The 17110-nt window shown below is 73.3% G+C and carries 14 protein-coding genes; 8 read left to right on the top strand and 6 right to left on the bottom strand.

Features of this window, described 5'->3' with window-relative positions; genetic code table 11:
- The first annotated feature begins 68 nt into the window (after window positions 1-68).
- Complete coding sequence (locus ACK8HX_RS06065) at window positions 69-485, top strand: nitroreductase family deazaflavin-dependent oxidoreductase (protein ID WP_411939761.1); 417 nt, start codon at window positions 69-71, stop codon at window positions 483-485.
- Window positions 486-492: 7 nt separating this feature from the next.
- On the opposite strand, the gene ACK8HX_RS06070 is transcribed toward ACK8HX_RS06065, so the two are convergent.
- Window positions 493-1362 (bottom strand): phosphatidylinositol-specific phospholipase C/glycerophosphodiester phosphodiesterase family protein, encoded by an 870-nt coding sequence (locus tag ACK8HX_RS06070; RefSeq protein ID WP_411939762.1) that lies wholly within the window; start codon window positions 1360-1362, stop codon window positions 493-495.
- Between the two features lie 252 nt (window positions 1363-1614).
- Between ACK8HX_RS06070 and ACK8HX_RS06075 the strand changes: the two genes are divergently transcribed.
- From ACK8HX_RS06075 to ACK8HX_RS06085, 3 genes are all read left to right on the top strand, one after another.
- Complete coding sequence (locus ACK8HX_RS06075) at window positions 1615-2475, top strand: glycerophosphodiester phosphodiesterase (RefSeq protein WP_411939763.1); 861 nt, start codon at window positions 1615-1617, stop codon at window positions 2473-2475.
- Window positions 2476-2691: 216 nt separating this feature from the next.
- Window positions 2692-4962 carry a hypothetical protein gene (locus ACK8HX_RS06080; RefSeq protein ID WP_411939764.1) on the top strand — a complete coding sequence of 757 codons (2271 nt, stop codon included), beginning with the start codon at window positions 2692-2694 and terminating at the stop codon, window positions 4960-4962.
- A 73-nt stretch (window positions 4963-5035) separates the two neighbouring features.
- Window positions 5036-6751, top strand: coding sequence for an aminotransferase class V-fold PLP-dependent enzyme (locus ACK8HX_RS06085; RefSeq protein ID WP_411939765.1), 1716 nt, complete (start codon window positions 5036-5038; stop codon window positions 6749-6751).
- 19 nt (window positions 6752-6770) lie between these two features.
- Here the strand turns inward: ACK8HX_RS06085 and ACK8HX_RS06090 are convergent, their stop codons facing one another.
- Window positions 6771-7133: a DUF952 domain-containing protein gene (locus tag ACK8HX_RS06090; protein WP_411939766.1), complete on the bottom strand. Its 363-nt coding sequence runs from the start codon at window positions 7131-7133 to the stop codon at window positions 6771-6773.
- Between the two features lie 254 nt (window positions 7134-7387).
- Here ACK8HX_RS06090 and ACK8HX_RS06095 point away from each other — a divergent pair, with 254 nt between their 5' ends.
- Entirely contained in the window at window positions 7388-7894 is a 507-nt protein-coding gene (locus ACK8HX_RS06095; RefSeq protein ID WP_411939767.1) for a GNAT family N-acetyltransferase, read from the top strand.
- Here ACK8HX_RS06095 and ACK8HX_RS06100 read toward each other — a convergent pair.
- From ACK8HX_RS06100 to ACK8HX_RS06110, 3 genes are all read right to left on the bottom strand, one after another.
- Window positions 7882-8739: a cell wall-binding repeat-containing protein gene (locus ACK8HX_RS06100; protein WP_411939768.1), complete on the bottom strand. Its 858-nt coding sequence runs from the start codon at window positions 8737-8739 to the stop codon at window positions 7882-7884. The genes ACK8HX_RS06095 and ACK8HX_RS06100 overlap by 13 nt on opposite strands.
- A gap of 192 nt (window positions 8740-8931) precedes the next feature.
- Window positions 8932-11013 (bottom strand): NAD(+) synthase, encoded by a 2082-nt coding sequence (locus ACK8HX_RS06105; protein WP_411939769.1) that lies wholly within the window; start codon window positions 11011-11013, stop codon window positions 8932-8934.
- Window positions 11014-11042: 29 nt separating this feature from the next.
- Window positions 11043-12026 carry an NADPH:quinone oxidoreductase family protein gene (locus ACK8HX_RS06110; protein ID WP_411939770.1) on the bottom strand — a complete coding sequence of 328 codons (984 nt, stop codon included), beginning with the start codon at window positions 12024-12026 and terminating at the stop codon, window positions 11043-11045.
- A gap of 53 nt (window positions 12027-12079) precedes the next feature.
- On the opposite strand from ACK8HX_RS06110, the gene ACK8HX_RS06115 reads away from it, so the two are divergent.
- The 3 genes from ACK8HX_RS06115 to ACK8HX_RS06125 all read left to right on the top strand — a co-directional run bounded on the left by ACK8HX_RS06115 (window position 12080) and on the right by ACK8HX_RS06125 (window position 16668).
- A complete protein-coding gene (locus ACK8HX_RS06115; protein ID WP_411939771.1) occupies window positions 12080-13366 on the top strand; it encodes an MFS transporter in 1287 nt (428 codons plus the stop codon).
- A gap of 336 nt (window positions 13367-13702) precedes the next feature.
- On the top strand, window positions 13703-14500 hold the full coding sequence (locus tag ACK8HX_RS06120; RefSeq protein WP_411939772.1) for a crotonase/enoyl-CoA hydratase family protein: 798 nt from the start codon (window positions 13703-13705) through the stop codon (window positions 14498-14500).
- Window positions 14497-16668, top strand: a complete 2172-nt coding sequence (locus ACK8HX_RS06125) for a molybdopterin-dependent oxidoreductase (protein ID WP_411939773.1) — start codon at window positions 14497-14499, stop codon at window positions 16666-16668. Before ACK8HX_RS06120 ends, ACK8HX_RS06125 begins: the two co-directional genes overlap by 4 nt.
- On the opposite strand, the gene ACK8HX_RS06130 is transcribed toward ACK8HX_RS06125, so the two are convergent.
- Window positions 16665-16973 carry a 2TM domain-containing protein gene (locus ACK8HX_RS06130; RefSeq protein ID WP_411939774.1) on the bottom strand — a complete coding sequence of 103 codons (309 nt, stop codon included), beginning with the start codon at window positions 16971-16973 and terminating at the stop codon, window positions 16665-16667. The two genes, ACK8HX_RS06125 and ACK8HX_RS06130, sit on opposite strands and share 4 nt — an antisense overlap.
- Window positions 16974-17110 lie beyond the last annotated feature (137 nt).

The following is a 17110-nucleotide window of genomic DNA, read 5'->3' on the forward strand; positions in this document are numbered from 1 at the left end:
TCGAGCGGTTCTCCTGTCCGGACGCGCCCGCCGTCACCGGCGCGACGCCTCCGCCGAGAGGAGTGGACATGGAGCCAGGAGACCGCCCGAGCGACGCCGTCCGCGCCGCGCTCGGCCACAGCCAGCTGATCGACCTCACGACGACGGGGCGGCGGACCGGTCGGGCCAGGCGCATCGAGATCTTCCTGCACAGCGACGACGGCCGCCTCTTCATCACCGGGATGCCGCGCGCCGACCGCACGCGCGACTGGATCCGCAACGTCGACGCGGACCCGCGGGTCGTCATCCACCTCAAGCAGTCGGTCGTCGCCGACGTCCCCGCGACGGCGCGCGTCATCTGCGACCCCGACGAGCGCCGCCCGCTCATCGAGGCGGCGGCCAGGCGGTGGCGGCGCACCGACGTCGACGAGATGCTCCGCCACAGCCCGCTCATCGTCCTGACGGTCGAGGGCGAGGGCGAGGGCGAGGGAGGGGGCGCGGCCTAGCGTCGCGTCAGGCGGCCGCCTCCTCCGGGTCCTGCGCCAGCAGGAAGGACTGGAGGCCGGGGAGGTCGTCGGTGTTGAGGACGTCGACGTCGGCGGCGACGAGCTCGCGCCACACGGCCTCCCGGGCGGGGCCGGCGAGGTCGGGCGTGGCCCAGAAGCGCACGTCGTAGCCGCGGGCGTGCGCGGTGGAGACGATCGAGCGCAGCTTCGCGCGCTCGGTGGCCGGCATCTCGCCGACGCCCTGCCACGTGAAGTGCCGCGTCCAGTTGTCGCTGACGAGGGGCATCAGCGAGTCGTCGAGCGGGCCGGTGAGGTCGCCGAGCCGCCCGTCGTAGAACGAGAAGCGCGTGGAGGCGGCGCTCATCGCCGGGAGGTCGCGGTTGCCCGAGATGACGGCGGTGACGGCACGCTCGTGCACCCGGCCCTCGCGGTACGAGGAGACGAGGAACGGGTACTCGCCCAGCTGGGCCTCGATGACCGGCCAGGCCGCCGTGCCCTCGGACTTGACGTCGACGAGGAGGCGCAGGCTGTCGCGCCACCGCGGGTACACCCGGCCACCGTTGTCGCGCACCCGGTCAGCGAGCGGGTCGAGGTACGTGCTGCGCAGCGTGCGGGTGAGGTCGGGGCCGTCGTGGCCGATGTACAGCTCGCCGTCGACGAGCCACACGTCGGCCTCGACCGAGGTGAACCCGTGGTCGAGGGCGTCGAGCAGCGGGCGGTCGTGCTCGTAGTCGTTGTGCGCGTGGGCCCGCTCGAGGGGCTGGACGGTCGACCGCGCGGGCGGGGCGGCGGACGCGACGGAGGGCGCGACACCGGCGGCGCCGAGGGCGAGCACGGAGCCGAAGACGGAGGCGAGGACGGGTCGGAGGAGGCGCATGCCGTCCACGCTGCCCCGCGGCCGCAGCCCTCGCGAGTCGAGGCGGTGAACGCTCGGTGAAGGGGCGGTCAGGGTCGGGTCAGGAGCCGCTCGAGCCGAGAGTCCGGAGGACGACCGGTCGTCGATCGGCGCGCACCGGATCCCCCACAGGTCCACCCGGCCGTGGCAGGGTCGATGGCTGGTGCTGCCTGTAAGCGCTTACAAACGGCATCGTCCAGACAGAGTCGTCGACCCAGGAACGGATCCCCTGCCATGTCCCGCCCGCGCGTCCTCCCCACGCTCCTCCTCCTGCTCCTCACCGCGGTGCTCGCGGCCGTCCCGGTCGGCAGCGCAGCCGCCGCGGCCCCACCGGACGTCGCGGTCATCGGACACCGCGGCTCGTCCGCGGCAGCCCCCGAGAACACCCTCGCCTCGATCAGGCTGGCGCTGAAGCAGGGCGCCGACTACATCGAGAACGACATCATGCGGACCAAGGACGGCCACCTCGTCGTCACCCACGATCTCAGCCTCGCGAAGACGACGAACGTCGAGCAGGTCTTCCCGGAGCGCACCTCGTACCGGGTCGCCGACTACACCCTCGCCGAGATCAAGCAGCTCGACGCCGGCATCTGGTTCGGCCAGCAGTTCGCGGGCGAGCGCATCCTCACCCTGCGCGAGTGGGTCGAGGCCGTCGGGTCGAGCGCCGGCATGCTCCTCGAGGCCAAGGACCCGTGGGCCTTCCCCGGCATCGAGACCGACATCGACAAGGAGCTGCGCTCCATCCCGACGTTCGTCCAGGCGCTGCGCAAGGGCAAGGTCATCATGCAGGCCGGTGACGAGGCGTGGCTGCGCTCCTACCACCAGCTCGCCCCCGACGTCCCGGTCGCGCTGCTGTACTACACCCGCCCCACCGACGAGCAGCTCGTCGCCGCCAGCACCTGGGTCGACGCCGTCAACCCGGCCCTGGGCAACATCGACAAGGCGATCGTCGACCGCACCCACGAGCTCGGCCTGAAGACGTACGTGTGGACCGTCAACCACGGCAGCGACATGAACCGCGGCATCGACTGGGGCGTCGACGGCATCATCACCGACTACCCGGACGTGCTGGGCGACATCCTGCGCACCCGCTGACCCCGCCCACCCCCTCGTCCTGACACCGGCCGACCGCCGGCAGCGAGCCCCCTCGGTGCCGGCGGTTCGTCGTGCGGCGGGGGCGTCGTCGCAGGTCGCCGGGGGTGCCGTATCAGGAGTGACGGGAGGGGGCTCTTGGTGCGTACGGGGGAGTCCTCGCCGAGGGCTCCGGGGGCACCCGTCGGGGGTGGCCCCACACGGGGAAGGAATCACAGCATGACCACGAAGCCACGTCGCCCCCTGGGCGAGAAGGACACCGCGGTGCAGGTCGACGACACGCTCGTCGCCGTCCGCACCCAGACGCTCGCGCTCAGTGCGTTCGTCGACGCCAAGGGGGTGCTGCCCACCGAGCTGCTCGGGTTCGAGCCGGTCTCGGGGAACACGACCTTCGAGAAGCTCACCTGCGTCGGCCTCACGCCCTCGCTCGACCAGCTGACCGCGACGGTCGCCATCACCGCGAACAGCGGGTACTCCGGGCCGCTGTGTGCGTCCGGTTCCACCGAGTACGTGCGGTTCTACGTCTCGACGGATGACGGTGCCACCTGGGTCGACGCCGGCGCCGACTCGTTCCCGGTGCACGACACCCCGGGGCCGCGCCCGCTCGTGCACGCCGTCAACGTCGTGACGCCGATGCGGCACACCCTGTGCTGGATCGAGAACCACCCGATGGTGCGCGCGATCGTGTCGTGGAACGTGCCGCCGCCTGCGGGACAGCCCGACTGGCCGCCGCCGTGGGGCAACGTCATGGACGTGCGGGTGCGGCCGCGCAGCCGCCGCTTCCCGAAGCTGTGGGAGCTCGTCGAGATCGGCGCGATCAAGCTGCCCGAGCTCGTCGCCGACGTCATCGACCCGCAGTCCGAGCTGAAGGTGACCGTCGCCCCGACGCCCGCGCCGGTCGACCTCGCCGAGGCGTACCTGTCCAACGACGTGCCCGCCGCGCGGTTCGTCTTCCCCGCCTACCTCAAGGCGACGACGACCGGGCTGCGCGAGGCCGTGACGTCCGCGCCGGTGGTGAAGCAGCGCCGGGTCACGACGAAGAAGGGCAAGGCGGCCAAGGACGCCCTCGCGGCTCCCCTGCCCTTCACGGGCAGCGCCTCGCTCGGCTCGGTCCTGGACCAGATCGGGATGTCGTACGCCGACTTCCTCGCCGAGCTGCTGAAGACCGACGGCGACACCTCGTACGAGGAGCTCGGCTGCGTCGGCTACGACCCGGTGCAGGACGCCCTCGTCGGGGTCTTCACCGTGAAGAGGCCGTACGGCTACAGCGGGTCGGCATGCACCGCCGGCTCGACCGAGTACGTCGCGTTCTGGGTCGACTGGGGATCGGGCTGGCAGTACGTCGGCACGACGTCGACCGTGGTCCACGACGAGGACGTGCCCAAGGGCGGCCTGCGGTTCTCGGTGTACCACCCGCTGGGGTCGTACTCGCGCCGCCGGGCCTGCTCGGACGGTCCGGTGCAGCCGCGCGTGCGCGCCATCCTGTCGTGGCAGCAGGCGCCGCCGCCCGGCAACCCGAGCTGGGTGCCCACGTGGGGCAACCGCGAGGAGGCCCGCTTCGAGCTGCCCGCCGGCGCGGTCACCCCGCTGGCCCCGGTGCTCGAGAGCGTCAGCGGCCTGGCGGTGTGCCAGGTCGACCAGGCGACCGGGCTCACGCACGTGCACGAGCGGCCGTTCGGCGGCGGCATCGGCATCGCCGGCTTCATCCCGGGTGCGCCCGACCTCGCGGCGACGCCGATGAAGTACAAGCTGTTCGCCCACCAGATCGCCTCCGACGGAACGGTTCTCGCGACCGAGCAGCTGACCAGCCCGTTCGACGTCTGGGTCACCGAGTCGATCGGCGGGGCCCCGCCCACGCAGCACGTGGTGCACCAGAGCGCCGACGCCGGCGGCTGGTTCACCTACCTCGCCGACCCCTCGCCGTCGGGTGCGGGCTGGCGGCAGGTCGTGGGCAACCTCCTCTACCCGTGGTCCTCGCAGCCGCGCGTCGGGACGTGGGAGATCGAGCTGCTGGCCAAGGACGCCACGACGACCTACGCCGCGCAGGTCATCACCTGCCCGGACAGCTCGACCCGGCAGGAGGTGCGGCTCCACCTCGACCAGGCCAGCCCGGTCGTCGACGTCGAGATCACCGGCTACCACCTGCCCGGCCAGCCGACCATCCCGGCGGGCTCGTGCATGAAGTTCCCGATCGGCGCGGTGCTCGAGGGCACCTTCTCCGCCACCGACGAGCACTTCGACCACGTCTCGCTCTCGGTCGAGGGCGCGCCCTACACGGCCACGACGCCGGGTGGCACGCCACGGTGGTCGGTCACGGGGGCCACGGCCTACCCCGCCGCCGCCACGACCGGGACGAACGGCACGTGGTCGTTCGACACGGCCGGGATGCAGGCCTGCGGCTACGTGCTGCGCGGCGTCGCCCGTGACCGCACCGTCAACGGCGGCGGCGGCTGGTGGGACGACGACGTCGAGGGCTTCTCGCTCGAGTGAGCGCTCGCCCCACGACGAGGGGAGGGGCCGGTCCCGCGACGGGGCCGGCCCCGACCCGTGGGACGCTGGACGCATGCACGGCAGCAACGAGGCACCGGGGCGCGCCGACGCGCTCCTCCAGCTCATCCGCGGGTCGGTGATCGGCGAGGACCACGTCATGGAGACGCCGTACGGGCGACGTCGGGTCACCTACGCCGACTACACGGCGAGCGGGCGGGCGCTGACCTTCATCGAGGACTTCATCCGCGACGAGGTGCTGCCCGGCTACGCCAACACCCACACCGAGAGCAGCGGCACCGGCCTGCAGACCACCCGTCTGCGCGAGGACGCGCGCCGCATCATCCGCGACGCCGTCCACGGTGACGACGACACCGTCGTGCTGTTCACCGGCTCGGGCTGCACCGGCGCGATCGACAAGCTCATCGGGGTGCTCGGGCTGCGGCTGCCGAGCAACCTCGAGGACCGCTGGCAGCTGGCGCGGCACGTGCCCGCCGACGAGCGGCCGGTCGTCCTCATCGGGCCGTACGAGCACCACTCGAACGAGATCCCCTGGCGCGAGTGCGTCGCCGACGTCGTCGCCATCCGCCAGGACGCCGACGGCGGGGTCTGCCAGGAGGACCTGCTCGAGCGGCTCGAGGAGTTCGCCGACCGACCCCTCGTCATCGGGTCGTTCAGCGCGGCCTCGAACGTCACCGGCATCGTCAGCGACACCTACGGCATCTCGGCGATGCTCCACGCCCACGGGGCGCTCGCGTTCTGGGACTTCGCGGCGGCCGCCCCCTACGTCGACATCGAGATGACGGCACCGGCCGACGGCGACCCGCTCGCCTACAAGGACGCGGTATTCCTCTCGCCGCACAAGTTCATCGGCGGGCCGTCGACGCCCGGGGTGCTCGTCGCGCGGCGCGAGCTGTTCACGAACCGGGTGCCGGTCGTCCCCGGTGGGGGCACCGTCGCCTACGTCAACCCCGAGGAGCACGCGTACCTCGCCGACCCCGCCCACCGCGAGGAGGGCGGCACCCCGGCGATCATCGAGTCGGTCCGGGCCGGGCTCGTGTTCCAGCTCAAGGAGGCCGTGGGGGTCGAGACGATCCGGGCGCGCGAGGAGCACTTCCTGTCTCGGGCGGTCGCGGCCTGGCGGGCCGAGCCGGGCATCGAGATCCTCGGCAACCTCGACGCCCCGCGCCTGTCGATCGTCTCGTTCGTCGTGCGGGCGCCCTCGGGGCAGTACCTCCACCACAACTACGTCGTCGCGCTGCTCAACGACCTGTTCGGCATCCAGGCGCGTGGTGGGTGCTCGTGCGCGGGGCCGTATGGACACCGGCTCCTCGGCATCGACCTCGAGCGCAGCCACGAGTTCGAGCGCGAGATCACCGGTGGCTGCGAGGGCATCAAGCCCGGCTGGGTGCGGGTGAACTTCAACTACTTCATCTCCGAGACGGTGGCCGACTACGTCGTCGAGGCCGTCCGCCTCGTCGCACGCGACGGGTGGCGGCTCCTCGGCGACTACCTCTTCGACCCGGTGACCGGGCGCTGGAGGCACCGCGAGGGCGTCGTCGAGCCGCCCGTCCGGCTGGGCGGCATCCGCTACACCGACGACGGTCGCATGGAGGTGCCGCGCTCGCACGCCACCGCGGGTGAGGACGTGCTGGCGGCGCACCTGGCCGATGGTGCGGCGCTGCTGGCGGCGGCCGTCCCGCCCGACCTGTCGGTCCCCGCCGTGCTGTCGGACGACTTCGAGCACCTGCGCTGGTTCGACCTGCCGGCCACGGCCCTCGCGCCCTCCTGACGCCGGCGGGGCCGGCCGCTCAGCCGGTCGGCGCGCCGTGGGGAGGCGTGAGGAGGCGGGTCGCCGTGACGGCGCCCAGCGGGAGGGGGCCGTAGAGGTGCGGGAACAGCTCGCCGGTGGTGGGTCCGCCTGCCTCCCACCGCAGCTCGGTCTCCGGGTCGAGGAGGGCGGGGTCGACGGTGAGGAGGACGAGGTCGCCCTCGTGCTCGCGGTAGTAGCGGTCGAGGACGCCGGGCCACTGCGCCGCGGTCGACAGGTGGATGAAGCCCTCGTCGGCGAGGGAGCGTCCGAGGGTGGAGCGTTCGTAGCGACCGGTCCGTCGGGCGGCCTCCCAGTGCTCGGTCTCGGCGAGGTGGTGGATCGGGTCGGTCGGGTCGGTCACGGGTCCACGCTGCCACGCGGGGGGCGGCGGACGGGCGGTCGTGCATCGTCACGTGCTGCGGAACCTCGTCAACCCCCTTGATCGATCCGTCCAACCGGTTGAGTGGTTGCTCAAACCGCTGGATTGATAGATCAAGCCGGTTGAGTAGGTGCCCAAGCCGCTGGATCGATTGATCAAGCGGGTTGAAGAAGTCGGCGGCACACCACTGCTGGAGCCGGCGAGGCGGGCCCTCGCCCGCCGCCTACGATCGCCGGGTGAGCCAGCGCATCCGCCCCGCAGCCCCCGAGGACGTGCCGGTCGTCCTCCGCCTCGTCCGCGAGCTCGCCGAGTACGAGAAGGCGCTCCACGAGGTCGACGCCACCGAGGAGCAGCTGCGCGAGGGGCTCTTCCCGGACGGTCGCGAACCCGCCGCCTTCGCCCACGTCGCCGAGGTCGACGGTGAGGTCGTGGGCTGCGCCATCTGGTTCCTGTCGTTCTCGACGTGGACCGGCACCCACGGCATCTGGCTCGAGGACCTGTACGTGACTCCGGCCCATCGCGGTTCGGGTCTCGGACAGGAGCTGCTGCGGACGCTCGCGGGCCTCTGCGTCGAGCGCGGCTACCACCGCCTCGAGTGGTGGGTCCTGGACTGGAACACCCCGAGCATCGGGTTCTACGAGTCGATCGGCGCCGTCGCGCAGGACGAGTGGACCCGGTTCCGCCTCGACGGCGGCGCCCTGCGGGACGCCGCCGCCGAGCGGGGACACGCTCAGCAGGTGTAGCCGATCACCTGGACGAGCAGCCGGTTGTTGGCCATCGTGACACTGACGTCCGTGCTCTCGACCCCCCACTCGCGGATCGTGTGGTTGCCCGCGTCGACGTTGTCGTAGATGAAGTCGCTGGTGTAGGCCTCACGGGTCTGGCCGACGCCCTCGACGAAGTTCTGGTTGACCACGGTCGCGCCGTCGAACGTCCCCGCGTTGTCCAGGGACAGCGCGGCCGTGGCGCCGCCGGACGTCACCGAGCCCGACGTGAGGAAGTAGCCGTTGGCCGTCGCGCGGACCTTCCACTGGTCCACCCCGGGGCAGACGTCGGGCAGCGTCACGGTGGTCGACGCGACGACGCCGATCACGGTGGGTGCCGCCGGCGACCCCGTCACGACCTTCACCTGGTTCTCGGGCATCTTCATCGCCGCGGCCGGCACCTTCTTGGAGATCTCGGCGGCTGTCGCGTACCGGTTGGCACCGGCGATGCGGGTGACCTCGTCGGCCGTGTTGGCCGTCGCGTACGTCTTGAGCGTGTTGAGGACGGCGTCGCTGACGACACCCGTCCCACCGAGTACCCGGATGTAGCGCGGGTCGAGCCGCTCGAGCTCGGTGACCGTGGCGGCCGGGATCGACGTGCGGGTCACGAGGAGCAGGGGCGCCCCGTCGAGGGCGGCGAGGACGCTGCCGGAGAGGGCGTCGGGGAAGTCGGCGCCCGTCGCGACGTAGACGATGTCGACGCCCGGGTCGGCCGCGTCGGCGTACTGGAACGCGCCGACGCCCACCACGGCGACGGCAGCGAGCGCCGCGGCGACCGAGGTGCGGCGGCTGAGTCGGCGGGTGGGGGTGGTGCTCGTGCTCACGCTCATGATGTCTCCCGTGCCAGGTGGGCGACGCGGAGCAGGGGAGTCGGTGCGGCACCCCGACCGCGTCCTCGACCGACGGGGCGCCGGCCGTGCTCCCGATGGTGGCCCTCTCCCGTGCGGCCGTAAACCCCCGTCGAGGCGATTGGTGTGCTACCACCACCCGCGCCGGCCCCGGGTGCCCCACCAGCCTCAGGAGGAGGGGACCTCGGCCTCCAGCTCGGCGAGCCACGCGGTGGCCGCGGCGTCCGAGGGCATCCGCCAGTCGCCCCGCGGCGAGAGCGACCCGCCGGCGACGACCTTCGGCCCGTTGGGGATCGCCGACCGCTTGAACTGGTTGCCGAAGAAGCGCCGGTGGAAGACCGCCATCCACCGCGTGATGTCGGCGAGGTCGTACTCGGGGCGGGCGCCCTCGGGGAACCCGTGGGGCCAGGCGCCACGGGCGGCGTCGGCCCAGGCGTGCTCGGCGAGGAAGGCGATCTTGCTCGGGCGGTAGCCGCGGCGCAGGACATGGAAGAGGGTGAAGTCGTGGAGGTTGTAGGGCCCGATCGAGTCCTCGGTCGACTGGATCTTCTCGCCCTCCCTCGCCGGCACGAGCTCCGGGCTGATCTCCTGGCCGAGGATCTCCAGCAGCGTGTCGTTGACCTCGCCCTCGAACTGCCCCGACGACACGACCCACCGGATGAGGTGCTGCATCAACGTCTTCGGCACCCCGGTGTTGACGCCGTAGTGCGACATCTGGTCACCGACGCCGTAGGTGCACCAGCCGAGCGCCAGCTCGGACAGGTCTCCGGTGCCGAGGACGATGCCGCCGCGCTGGTTCGCCGCGCGGAACAGGTAGTCGGTGCGCAGGCCGGCCTGGACGTTCTCGAAGGTCACGTCGTAGACCTCCTCTCCGCGCCCGAACGGATGGCCGAGGTCGGCGAGCATCTGGCGCGCCGCGGGACGGATGTCGAGCTCCTCCCACTCGATGCCCAGTGACTCCATGAGGTGGATGGCGTTGCTCTTCGTCCCGGCGCTCGTCGCGAAGCCCGGCATCGTGAAGCCGAGGACGTGCGTGCGGGGCAGGCCGAGGCGGTCGGTCGCCTTGGCCGCGACGATGAGCGCGTGGGTGGAGTCGAGCCCGCCCGAGACGCCGATGACGATCCGCGGCATCCGCTCGGGGTCGCCGCCGCCGATGGCGCGCATCCGCTGCTCGAGGCCGGAGACCTGGATGTTGTAGGCCTCGTAGCAGTCGAGCGCGAGGCGTGCCTCGTCATCCGGGACGAACGGGAACCGGTCGACGGCGCGGCGGAGGCCGAGGTCTCCGCTCGGCGGCTTCAGGCGGAACGGGACGACCCGGAACCCGGAGTCGTCGGCGGTGTAGGCGAGCGCGTTGTCGTCGAAGCTGCCCTGGCGCAGGCGCTCCTGGCGCAGCCGGTCGAGGTCGACGTCGACGACGGTCGAGCGCGGGCCGTCGGGGAACCGCTCGCTCTCACCGAGCAGGTCGCCGAGCTCGTAGACCATCGTCATCCCGTCCCACGACAGGTCGGTCGTCGACTCGCCGGCGCTCGCGGCGGCGTAGAGGTAGGCGGCGTTGCAGCGCGCGCTCGCCGAGCGCGCGTACAGGTGGCGGTCCTCGGCGCGGCCCACCGTGATGGGGGAGGCGCTGAGGTTGAGCAGGACGGTCGCGCCGGCGAGCGCGGCCTCGTGGCTCGGGGGCACGGGCACCCACATGTCCTCGCACACCTCGGCGTGGACCGTGAGCCCGGGGACGTCCTCGGCCTGGAACAGCAGGTCGGGGCCGAAGGGGATCTCGCCGTCGACGTCGGCACCCGGCCACCCGGGCCGGACGAGGAACTCGCCCTGGTGGCCGGTGCCCGCGGCGAAGTGGCGCTTCTCGTAGAACTCGCGGTAGTTCGGCAGGTACGACTTCGGCGCGACGCCGAGGACCTCGCCGCGGTGGATGACGACCGCGCAGTTGTACAGGCGGTTGCCGTGGCGCAGCGGGGCGCCGACGACGACGAGGGGGAGGAGCTTCGCGGTGGCCTCGGCCACGGTGACGACCGCGGCCTCGACGGCGTCGAGGAGGACGTCCTGGAGCAGGAGGTCGTCGATGGCGTAGCCGGACAGGCTCAGCTCGGGGAGGAGGACGACCGCGACGTCGTCGTCGTGGGCCCGGCGGACCTCGGCGACGATGCGCTCGGCGTTCGCCGCGGGGTCGGCGAGGGCGACGGGCACCGTGCACGCGGCGACCCGGGCGAACCCCTGGGCATAGACGTTGCGGAAGTCCATGCCCCGAGCCTATGGCCGGGCGCCTGCGCTCAGGGTGCGAGCAGGACCTTCCCGAGGGCGCGGCGCTCGTCGACGGCGGCGAGGGCGTCGGCGACCTCGGCGAGGTCGCGGACCTCCCCGATGACCGGGTCGATGCGGCCGGCCTCGAGCAGCGGGAGCAGGTCGTGCCACTGCTGACGGAGGAACGCCGCGCCCGGTCCCCCGGGGTGGGTCCACCACGCGCCCCAGCCGACACCGACGACCGAGGCGTTGGTCAGCAGGAGGCGGTTGACCTTCACCTCGGGGATCGACCCTGCGGTGAACCCGATGACGAGGAGCCGGCCACCGGGGGCGAGGGAGCGCAGCGAGTCGGTGAAGCGGTCCCCGCCGACGGGGTCGACGACGAGGTCGACCCCGCGCCCGCCGGTGAGGTCGGCGACGGCGCCGCGGAAGCCGTCGGCGAGGACGACCTCGTCGGCGCCGGCGCGGCGGGCCACATCCTCACGGTCGGCGGAGGAGACGACGGCGATGGTGCGGGCGCCCCACGCCCGGGCGAGCTGGAGGGCGGCGGTGCCGATGCCGCCGGCCGCGCCGTGGACGAGGACGGTCTCGCCGGCCGTGAGGCGGCCGCGCTCACGGAGTGCGAAGTGGCAGGTCAGGTAGTTCATCGGGAGGGCAGCGCCCTGCTCGTAGGTCGTGCTGTCGGGGAGGGCGAAGACGGCAGCCGGGTCGGCGGCGACGAGCTCGGCGAAGCCACCGAGGAACGGGAACGCGGCGACCCGGTCGCCCTCCTCGACCCCGCTGCCGGCGGGCGCCCAGCGGACCCGGCCGGCGACCTCCGACCCGGGGACGAACGGCAGGTCGGGGGTGACCTGGTACTGCCCGCGGGTCAGCAGGACGTCGGGGAAGCAGATGCCGGCGGCCGCGACCTCGATGACGACCTTCGTCGGGTCGGCGCCGGGGTCCACGTCGGGGAGGTCGACGACCTCGACGCTGCTCGGCCCGTCGAGGCGGGTCACCTGGGCTGCGCGCATCGCCTCATCGTAGGAGCGGGAATGCCCGGGGGGCGTCACGACGCTGTCGGTACGTGCCCCAGCCCCGCCATGCCACCCTCGCGACCATCGCCCTCATCATGGGCGGCGTCGCCATCGGGACCACCGAGTTCGTCACGATGGGGCTGCTCCCCGAGATCGCCGAGGGCGTGTCGGCCAGCATCCCGGAGGCCGGCCACACGATCTCCGCGTACGCGGCGGGCGTCGTCATCGGGGCCCCGCTGCTCGCCGTCGTCGGGGCGACCTGGCCGCGGCGGGCGCTGCTCGTCGGGCTCATGGTGGCATTCACGGTCGGAAACGTCCTCAGCGCGCTGGCCCCGTCGTACGAGACGCTCGTCGCCGCGCGCTTCCTCGCCGGGATGCCGCACGGTGCGTTCTTCGGCGTCGCGGCGCTCGTCGCCGTCGACCTCGCCCAGCAGGGTCAGGCCGGGCGCGCCGTCGGCCGGGTGATGCTCGGCATCCCGATCGCGAACGTCCTGGGTGTCCCGGGCGCGACCTGGCTGGGGCAGAACCTCGGCTGGCGGTCGGCGTACTGGCTCGTCGCGGTCATCGGCGTCGTCACCGTGGGCCTCGTCGCGTACGCGGTGCCGCACCTGGCGCGCGACCGCTCGAAGACCGTGCGCTCGGAGCTGACCGCGCTGACCAGCCTCCAGGTGTGGCTGACCCTCGGGGTCGGCGCGATCGGCTTCGGCGGGATGTTCGCGATGTACTCCTACATCGCGCCGACCGTGACCGACGTGACCGGTCTGCCGTCCTCGGCGGTGCCGCTGTTCCTGCTCGTGTTCGGCGCGTCCGGGCTCGTGGGGAACCTCGTCGCCGGGCGGATGGGCGACTGGTCGGTGATCCGCTCGACCGTCATCGGGATGGCGGGGCTCGGGGTCTCGCTCGCGATGTTCGCGGTCGTCGCCCGGTGGGTCGTGCCGGCCCTCGTCGTGCTGGCCCTGACCTCGGTGCTGGCGTCCGTGCTCGTCATCAACCTCCAGCTGCGGCTCATGCAGGTCGCCGGCTCGGCGCAGACGCTGGCCGCGGCGAGCAACCACGCGGCGCTCAACCTCGCGAACGCGCTGGGGGCGTGGCTCGGTGGCGTCGTCATCGCGGCCGGCTGGGGGTACACGGCGCCGTCGTGGGTCGGCGTGGCCCTGGCCGTGCTGGGGCTCGTCGTGCTCGGGCTGTCGGTGCTCGTCCACCGGCGCTCGCACCCCAATCGCGCGACCTGGCGGCCAGTGGGTCCGGTTGGCCCCGGTGCCGGTGCCGGTGCGGAGGCGGGTGCGCGTGCGGGCCAGGCGGCGGGCGACGACGCCGAGGCCGTGCGCGCGGGCTGAGGCCGGTCCGTCAGGGGTGCCGTTCGGCGACTACGCTTTGCTCCCCCTGACGGCGCAAAGGCAGGTGCGTCGTGGGCGGATGCAGCCGGCTGTGCGTCCTGGTGGGGGCGAAGGCAGGTGCGTCGTGGGGGGATGCAGCCGGCTTTGCGTCCGGTGGGGAGGCGGGTGACTTTGCATCGTGTGGGGGTGCGAAGCGTAGTCGGCGGACAGGGGTGACGCCGGGGCGCCCGCCGTGTCCGGAGGGCGCGGCCCGGGCGGCACCGAAGCCCTGCCCGCGGCCGGCGACGCGACGAGCACGACCGTGCCGGGAGCCCAGGGCGCACGTAGGGTGGCGGCATGTCGAGCACCGTGCGCTGCGAGGTCGAGGGCGGCATCGCCCAGGTCCGTCTCGACCGACCGGACAAGCTCAACGCCCTCACCCTCGACACCCTCGAAGGGCTGCGCGACACCGCCCGTGAGCTGCGGCGCGACCGCACCCTGCGCGGAGTCGTCCTCGGCGGCAACGGCGACTCGTTCTGCGCCGGCCTCGACTTCGCCACCGTCCTCGCCGACCCGCCCCGCGTCGCCCGCTCGTTCGTCCCGAGCCCCCTGCGCGGCACCAACCTGTTCCAGGAGGCCTGCTGGGCGTGGCGCCGCCTCCCCGTCCCGGTCGTCGCCGCCGTCCACGGCCACTGCTACGGCGGCGGCCTGCAGATCGCGTTGTCCGCGGACCTGCGGTTCACCACTGCGGACGCCCAGTGGTCGGTCCTCGAGGCGCGCTGGGGCCTCGTCCCCGACATGGGCGGCGCCCAGGCCCTGAGCCAGCTCGTCCCCATCGACGTCGCCAAGCGGCTGACGATGACCGGTGAGGTCGTCAGCGGCACCCGGGCCGTCGAGCTGGGCCTGGCGAGCGAGGTCCACGACGAGCCGTTCGTCGCCGCGACCCGCTTCCTCGAGGAGGTCGCGACCCGCTCGCCCGACGCCGTCGCCGCCACGAAGCGGCTCTTCGAGCGCACCTGGACCGCCGGCGACCGGCGCACCTTCGCCCGCGAGCGGTTCGAGCAGGCCCGCCTCCTCGCCACACGGAACACGACGATCGCCCGCGAGGCCGCGATGAAGCGGGTCGCCCCCGTCTTCGACCCGCGCCGCCGATGACCGCCCCGGGCGCGGACACCCGGCACGCCGCGTGCACGCTGTGCGAGGCGATGTGCGGGCTCGAGGTGACGATGGCGCCCGACGGCACCGTCGCCGGCATCCGTGGGCACGAGGGCGACCCCCTCTCGCGCGGCCACGTCTGCCCCAAGGCGCTCGCGCTCCCGGACCTGCAGGACGACCCCGACCGCCTCCGCCGCCCGCTCGTGCGCGGCACCGACGGCGAGCTCCGCGAGTCCACGTGGGACGAGGCGTTCGCCCGAGCCGCCGAGCTGCTCGTCGGCGTCCAGGAGCGCCACGGCGACGACGCGCTGGCCGTCTACCTCGGCAACCCCAACGTCCACAGCCTCGGGGCGCTGACCCACCACCCGACCCTCCTCCGCCTCCTCCGGACGAGGAGCCGGTACTCGGCCACCTCGGTCGACCAGCTCCCGCACCACGTCGTCGCCTGGGCGCTCTACGGCCACCAGTTCCTCCTCCCGGTCCCCGACATCGACCGCACCGACCTGCTCGTCCTCGTCGGGCACAACCCGATGGCGTCCAACGGGTCACTGTGGACCGTCCCCGACTTCCCCCAGCGGCGACGCGAGCTCGCCTCTCGCGGAGGGCGACTCGTGGTCCTCGACCCGCGCCGCACCGAGACGGCCAAGGTCGCCGACGAGCACCTCTTCGTCCGGCCCGGCTCGGATGCCGCCGTCCTCCTCGCGATGGTCCGCGAGCTGTTCGTCGCGGACCTCGCCACCCCGCCGTCGTGGGTCGAGGGGATCGACGCCGTCCGGGCAGCCGTCGAGCCGTTCACGCCCGAGCTCGCCGAGCGCTTCAGCGGCGTGCCGGCCGATGACGTCCGCCGGCTCGCGCACGAGCTCGCGGCCGCACCCTCCGCCGCCGTCCACGGGCGGATGGGCGTCTCCACGCAGGCCTACGGCACGGTGTGCCAGTGGGCCTGCCAAGCGCTCAACGTCCTCACGGGAAACCTCGACCGCCCCGGCGGGACGATGTTCACGTCGCCGGCGGTCGACCTCGTGGGGCGAGGCCTCATCGGCCCGGGAGGGTTCTCCCGCAGGCGCTCACGCGTCCGCGGCCTGCGCGGCTTCGGCGGGGAGCTCCCGGTCTCGACGCTCACCGAGGACATGGCGACCCCCGGTCCGGGGCGGATCCGGGCCCTCCTGACGATCGCCGGCAACCCGGTCTCGTCGACCCCCGGCGGGCACCGCCTCGACGAGGCGGTCCGCGACCTCGACGCCATGGTGGCCGTCGACCTCTACCTCAACGAGACGACCCGCCACGCCGACGTCGTCCTGCCCCCGACCGGCCCCCTCGAGCGCGACCACTACGACCTGGTCTTCCACGTCCTCGCGGTCCGCGACACCGCCCGCTTCACCCCGGCGCTGCTGCCGAAGGACCCCGGGGGTCGGCACGACTGGGAGATCGCCCGCGACCTCGGGCTCGCCGTCGTCCGCGAGCGCGAGCGCCGCGCCGGGGCCTCCCTCGGCACCACCCTCCGGCGGCGGCTCACCCGCCGCTCGCTCGAGGCCGAGGCCCGCCTGCGGACCTCGCCGACCCGCCAGCTCGACCTCCTGCTGCGCACCGGTGGCGCCGGACTCTCGCTCCGGAAGCTCACCGGGGCCGGGCCGGGCGGCCTCGACCTCGGGCCGCTGCGCCCGCGCCTCCCCGGGCGCCTCCACACCCCTGACCGGCGCGTCCACCTCGACGCCGACGTCGTCCTCGACGACCTCCCGCGCCTCGTCGCGGCGCTCGAGGCGGGCCCCGGGCTCGGGCCCGACGACCTGCTCCTCGTCGGCCGGCGTCACCAGCGCGACAACAACTCGTGGCTGCACAACCAGCCCCGCCTGACCCGCGGGCGCCCGCGCCACGCCCTGCTGGCGCACCCGGACGACCTCGCGGTCAGAGGGCTGCGCGGCGGTGACCGGGTGCGGGTGCGGTCGGCGGCGGGGGAGGTCGAGGTCGACGTGGAAGCCACCGAGGACGTCGCGCGCGGCGTGGTGTGCCTGCCGCACGGCTACGGGCACGCCCGCGACGGGGTGCGGCTCACCGGCGCCACGGCCCTCCCAGGGGTCTGCGTCAACGACCTCACCGACCCGTCCGTCGTCGAGGCGGTGTCGGGGAACGCCGTCCTCAACGGCGTCCCGGTCACACTCGAACCCTGCTAGGTCCGACGCCCGCGCAGGCGATCCATCTCCGCGCGCACCTGCTCCTCACCCGGCTCCGGCCAGATGACGGCCCACGCGTGGAAGGCCAGGCCGATGCCCCATCCGAAGATGGGGAAGACCGGCCAGAAGAACCCGGCGCCGGTGACGAACCAGATCGCGGTCAGCAGCACGTTGACGCTGACGTAGGCCAACGAGTGGGCCATGAGGCCACGCTTGTCCTCCAGGCGCTTCAGGGCGCGGGCCCGGAGGTCGCGCTCCTCGTCGCTCGTGCTGGTCACCGCGGTGGTGGGAAGTCCGTCCGTCATGTCGACACACCTCCTCCCACCCCCCATTCTCCACCGCTCGAGAACGACCGGCGCAGCGATGTCCGCAACGACACGTCGGCGCGGGTCTGGCCTGACCGGACCGCCGGCGCGAGGTCGCGGCTGGGGAGCGGGAGCGG

The sequence above is a fragment of the Oryzobacter faecalis genome, assembly GCF_046764005.1.
Lineage (GTDB): Bacteria > Actinomycetota > Actinomycetes > Actinomycetales > Dermatophilaceae > Oryzobacter > Oryzobacter faecalis.

Bases quoted from the DNA above. Each gene is read 5' to 3' on its own strand.
- ACK8HX_RS06075 (WP_411939763.1), top strand. From the start codon at position 1,615: ATGTCCCGCCCGCGCGTCCTCCCCACGCTCCTCCTCCTGCTCCTCACC.
- ACK8HX_RS06065 (WP_411939761.1), top strand. From the start codon at position 69: ATGGAGCCAGGAGACCGCCCGAGCGACGCCGTCCGCGCCGCGCTCGGC.
- ACK8HX_RS06070 (WP_411939762.1), bottom strand. From the start codon at position 1,362: ATGCGCCTCCTCCGACCCGTCCTCGCCTCCGTCTTCGGCTCCGTGCTC.
- ACK8HX_RS06120 (WP_411939772.1), top strand. From the start codon at position 13,703: ATGTCGAGCACCGTGCGCTGCGAGGTCGAGGGCGGCATCGCCCAGGTC.
- ACK8HX_RS06105 (WP_411939769.1), bottom strand. From the start codon at position 11,013: ATGGACTTCCGCAACGTCTATGCCCAGGGGTTCGCCCGGGTCGCCGCG.
- ACK8HX_RS06085 (WP_411939765.1), top strand. From the start codon at position 5,036: ATGCACGGCAGCAACGAGGCACCGGGGCGCGCCGACGCGCTCCTCCAG.
- ACK8HX_RS06080 (WP_411939764.1), top strand. From the start codon at position 2,692: ATGACCACGAAGCCACGTCGCCCCCTGGGCGAGAAGGACACCGCGGTG.
- ACK8HX_RS06130 (WP_411939774.1), bottom strand. From the start codon at position 16,973: ATGACGGACGGACTTCCCACCACCGCGGTGACCAGCACGAGCGACGAG.
- ACK8HX_RS06110 (WP_411939770.1), bottom strand. From the start codon at position 12,026: ATGCGCGCAGCCCAGGTGACCCGCCTCGACGGGCCGAGCAGCGTCGAG.
- ACK8HX_RS06125 (WP_411939773.1), top strand. From the start codon at position 14,497: ATGACCGCCCCGGGCGCGGACACCCGGCACGCCGCGTGCACGCTGTGC.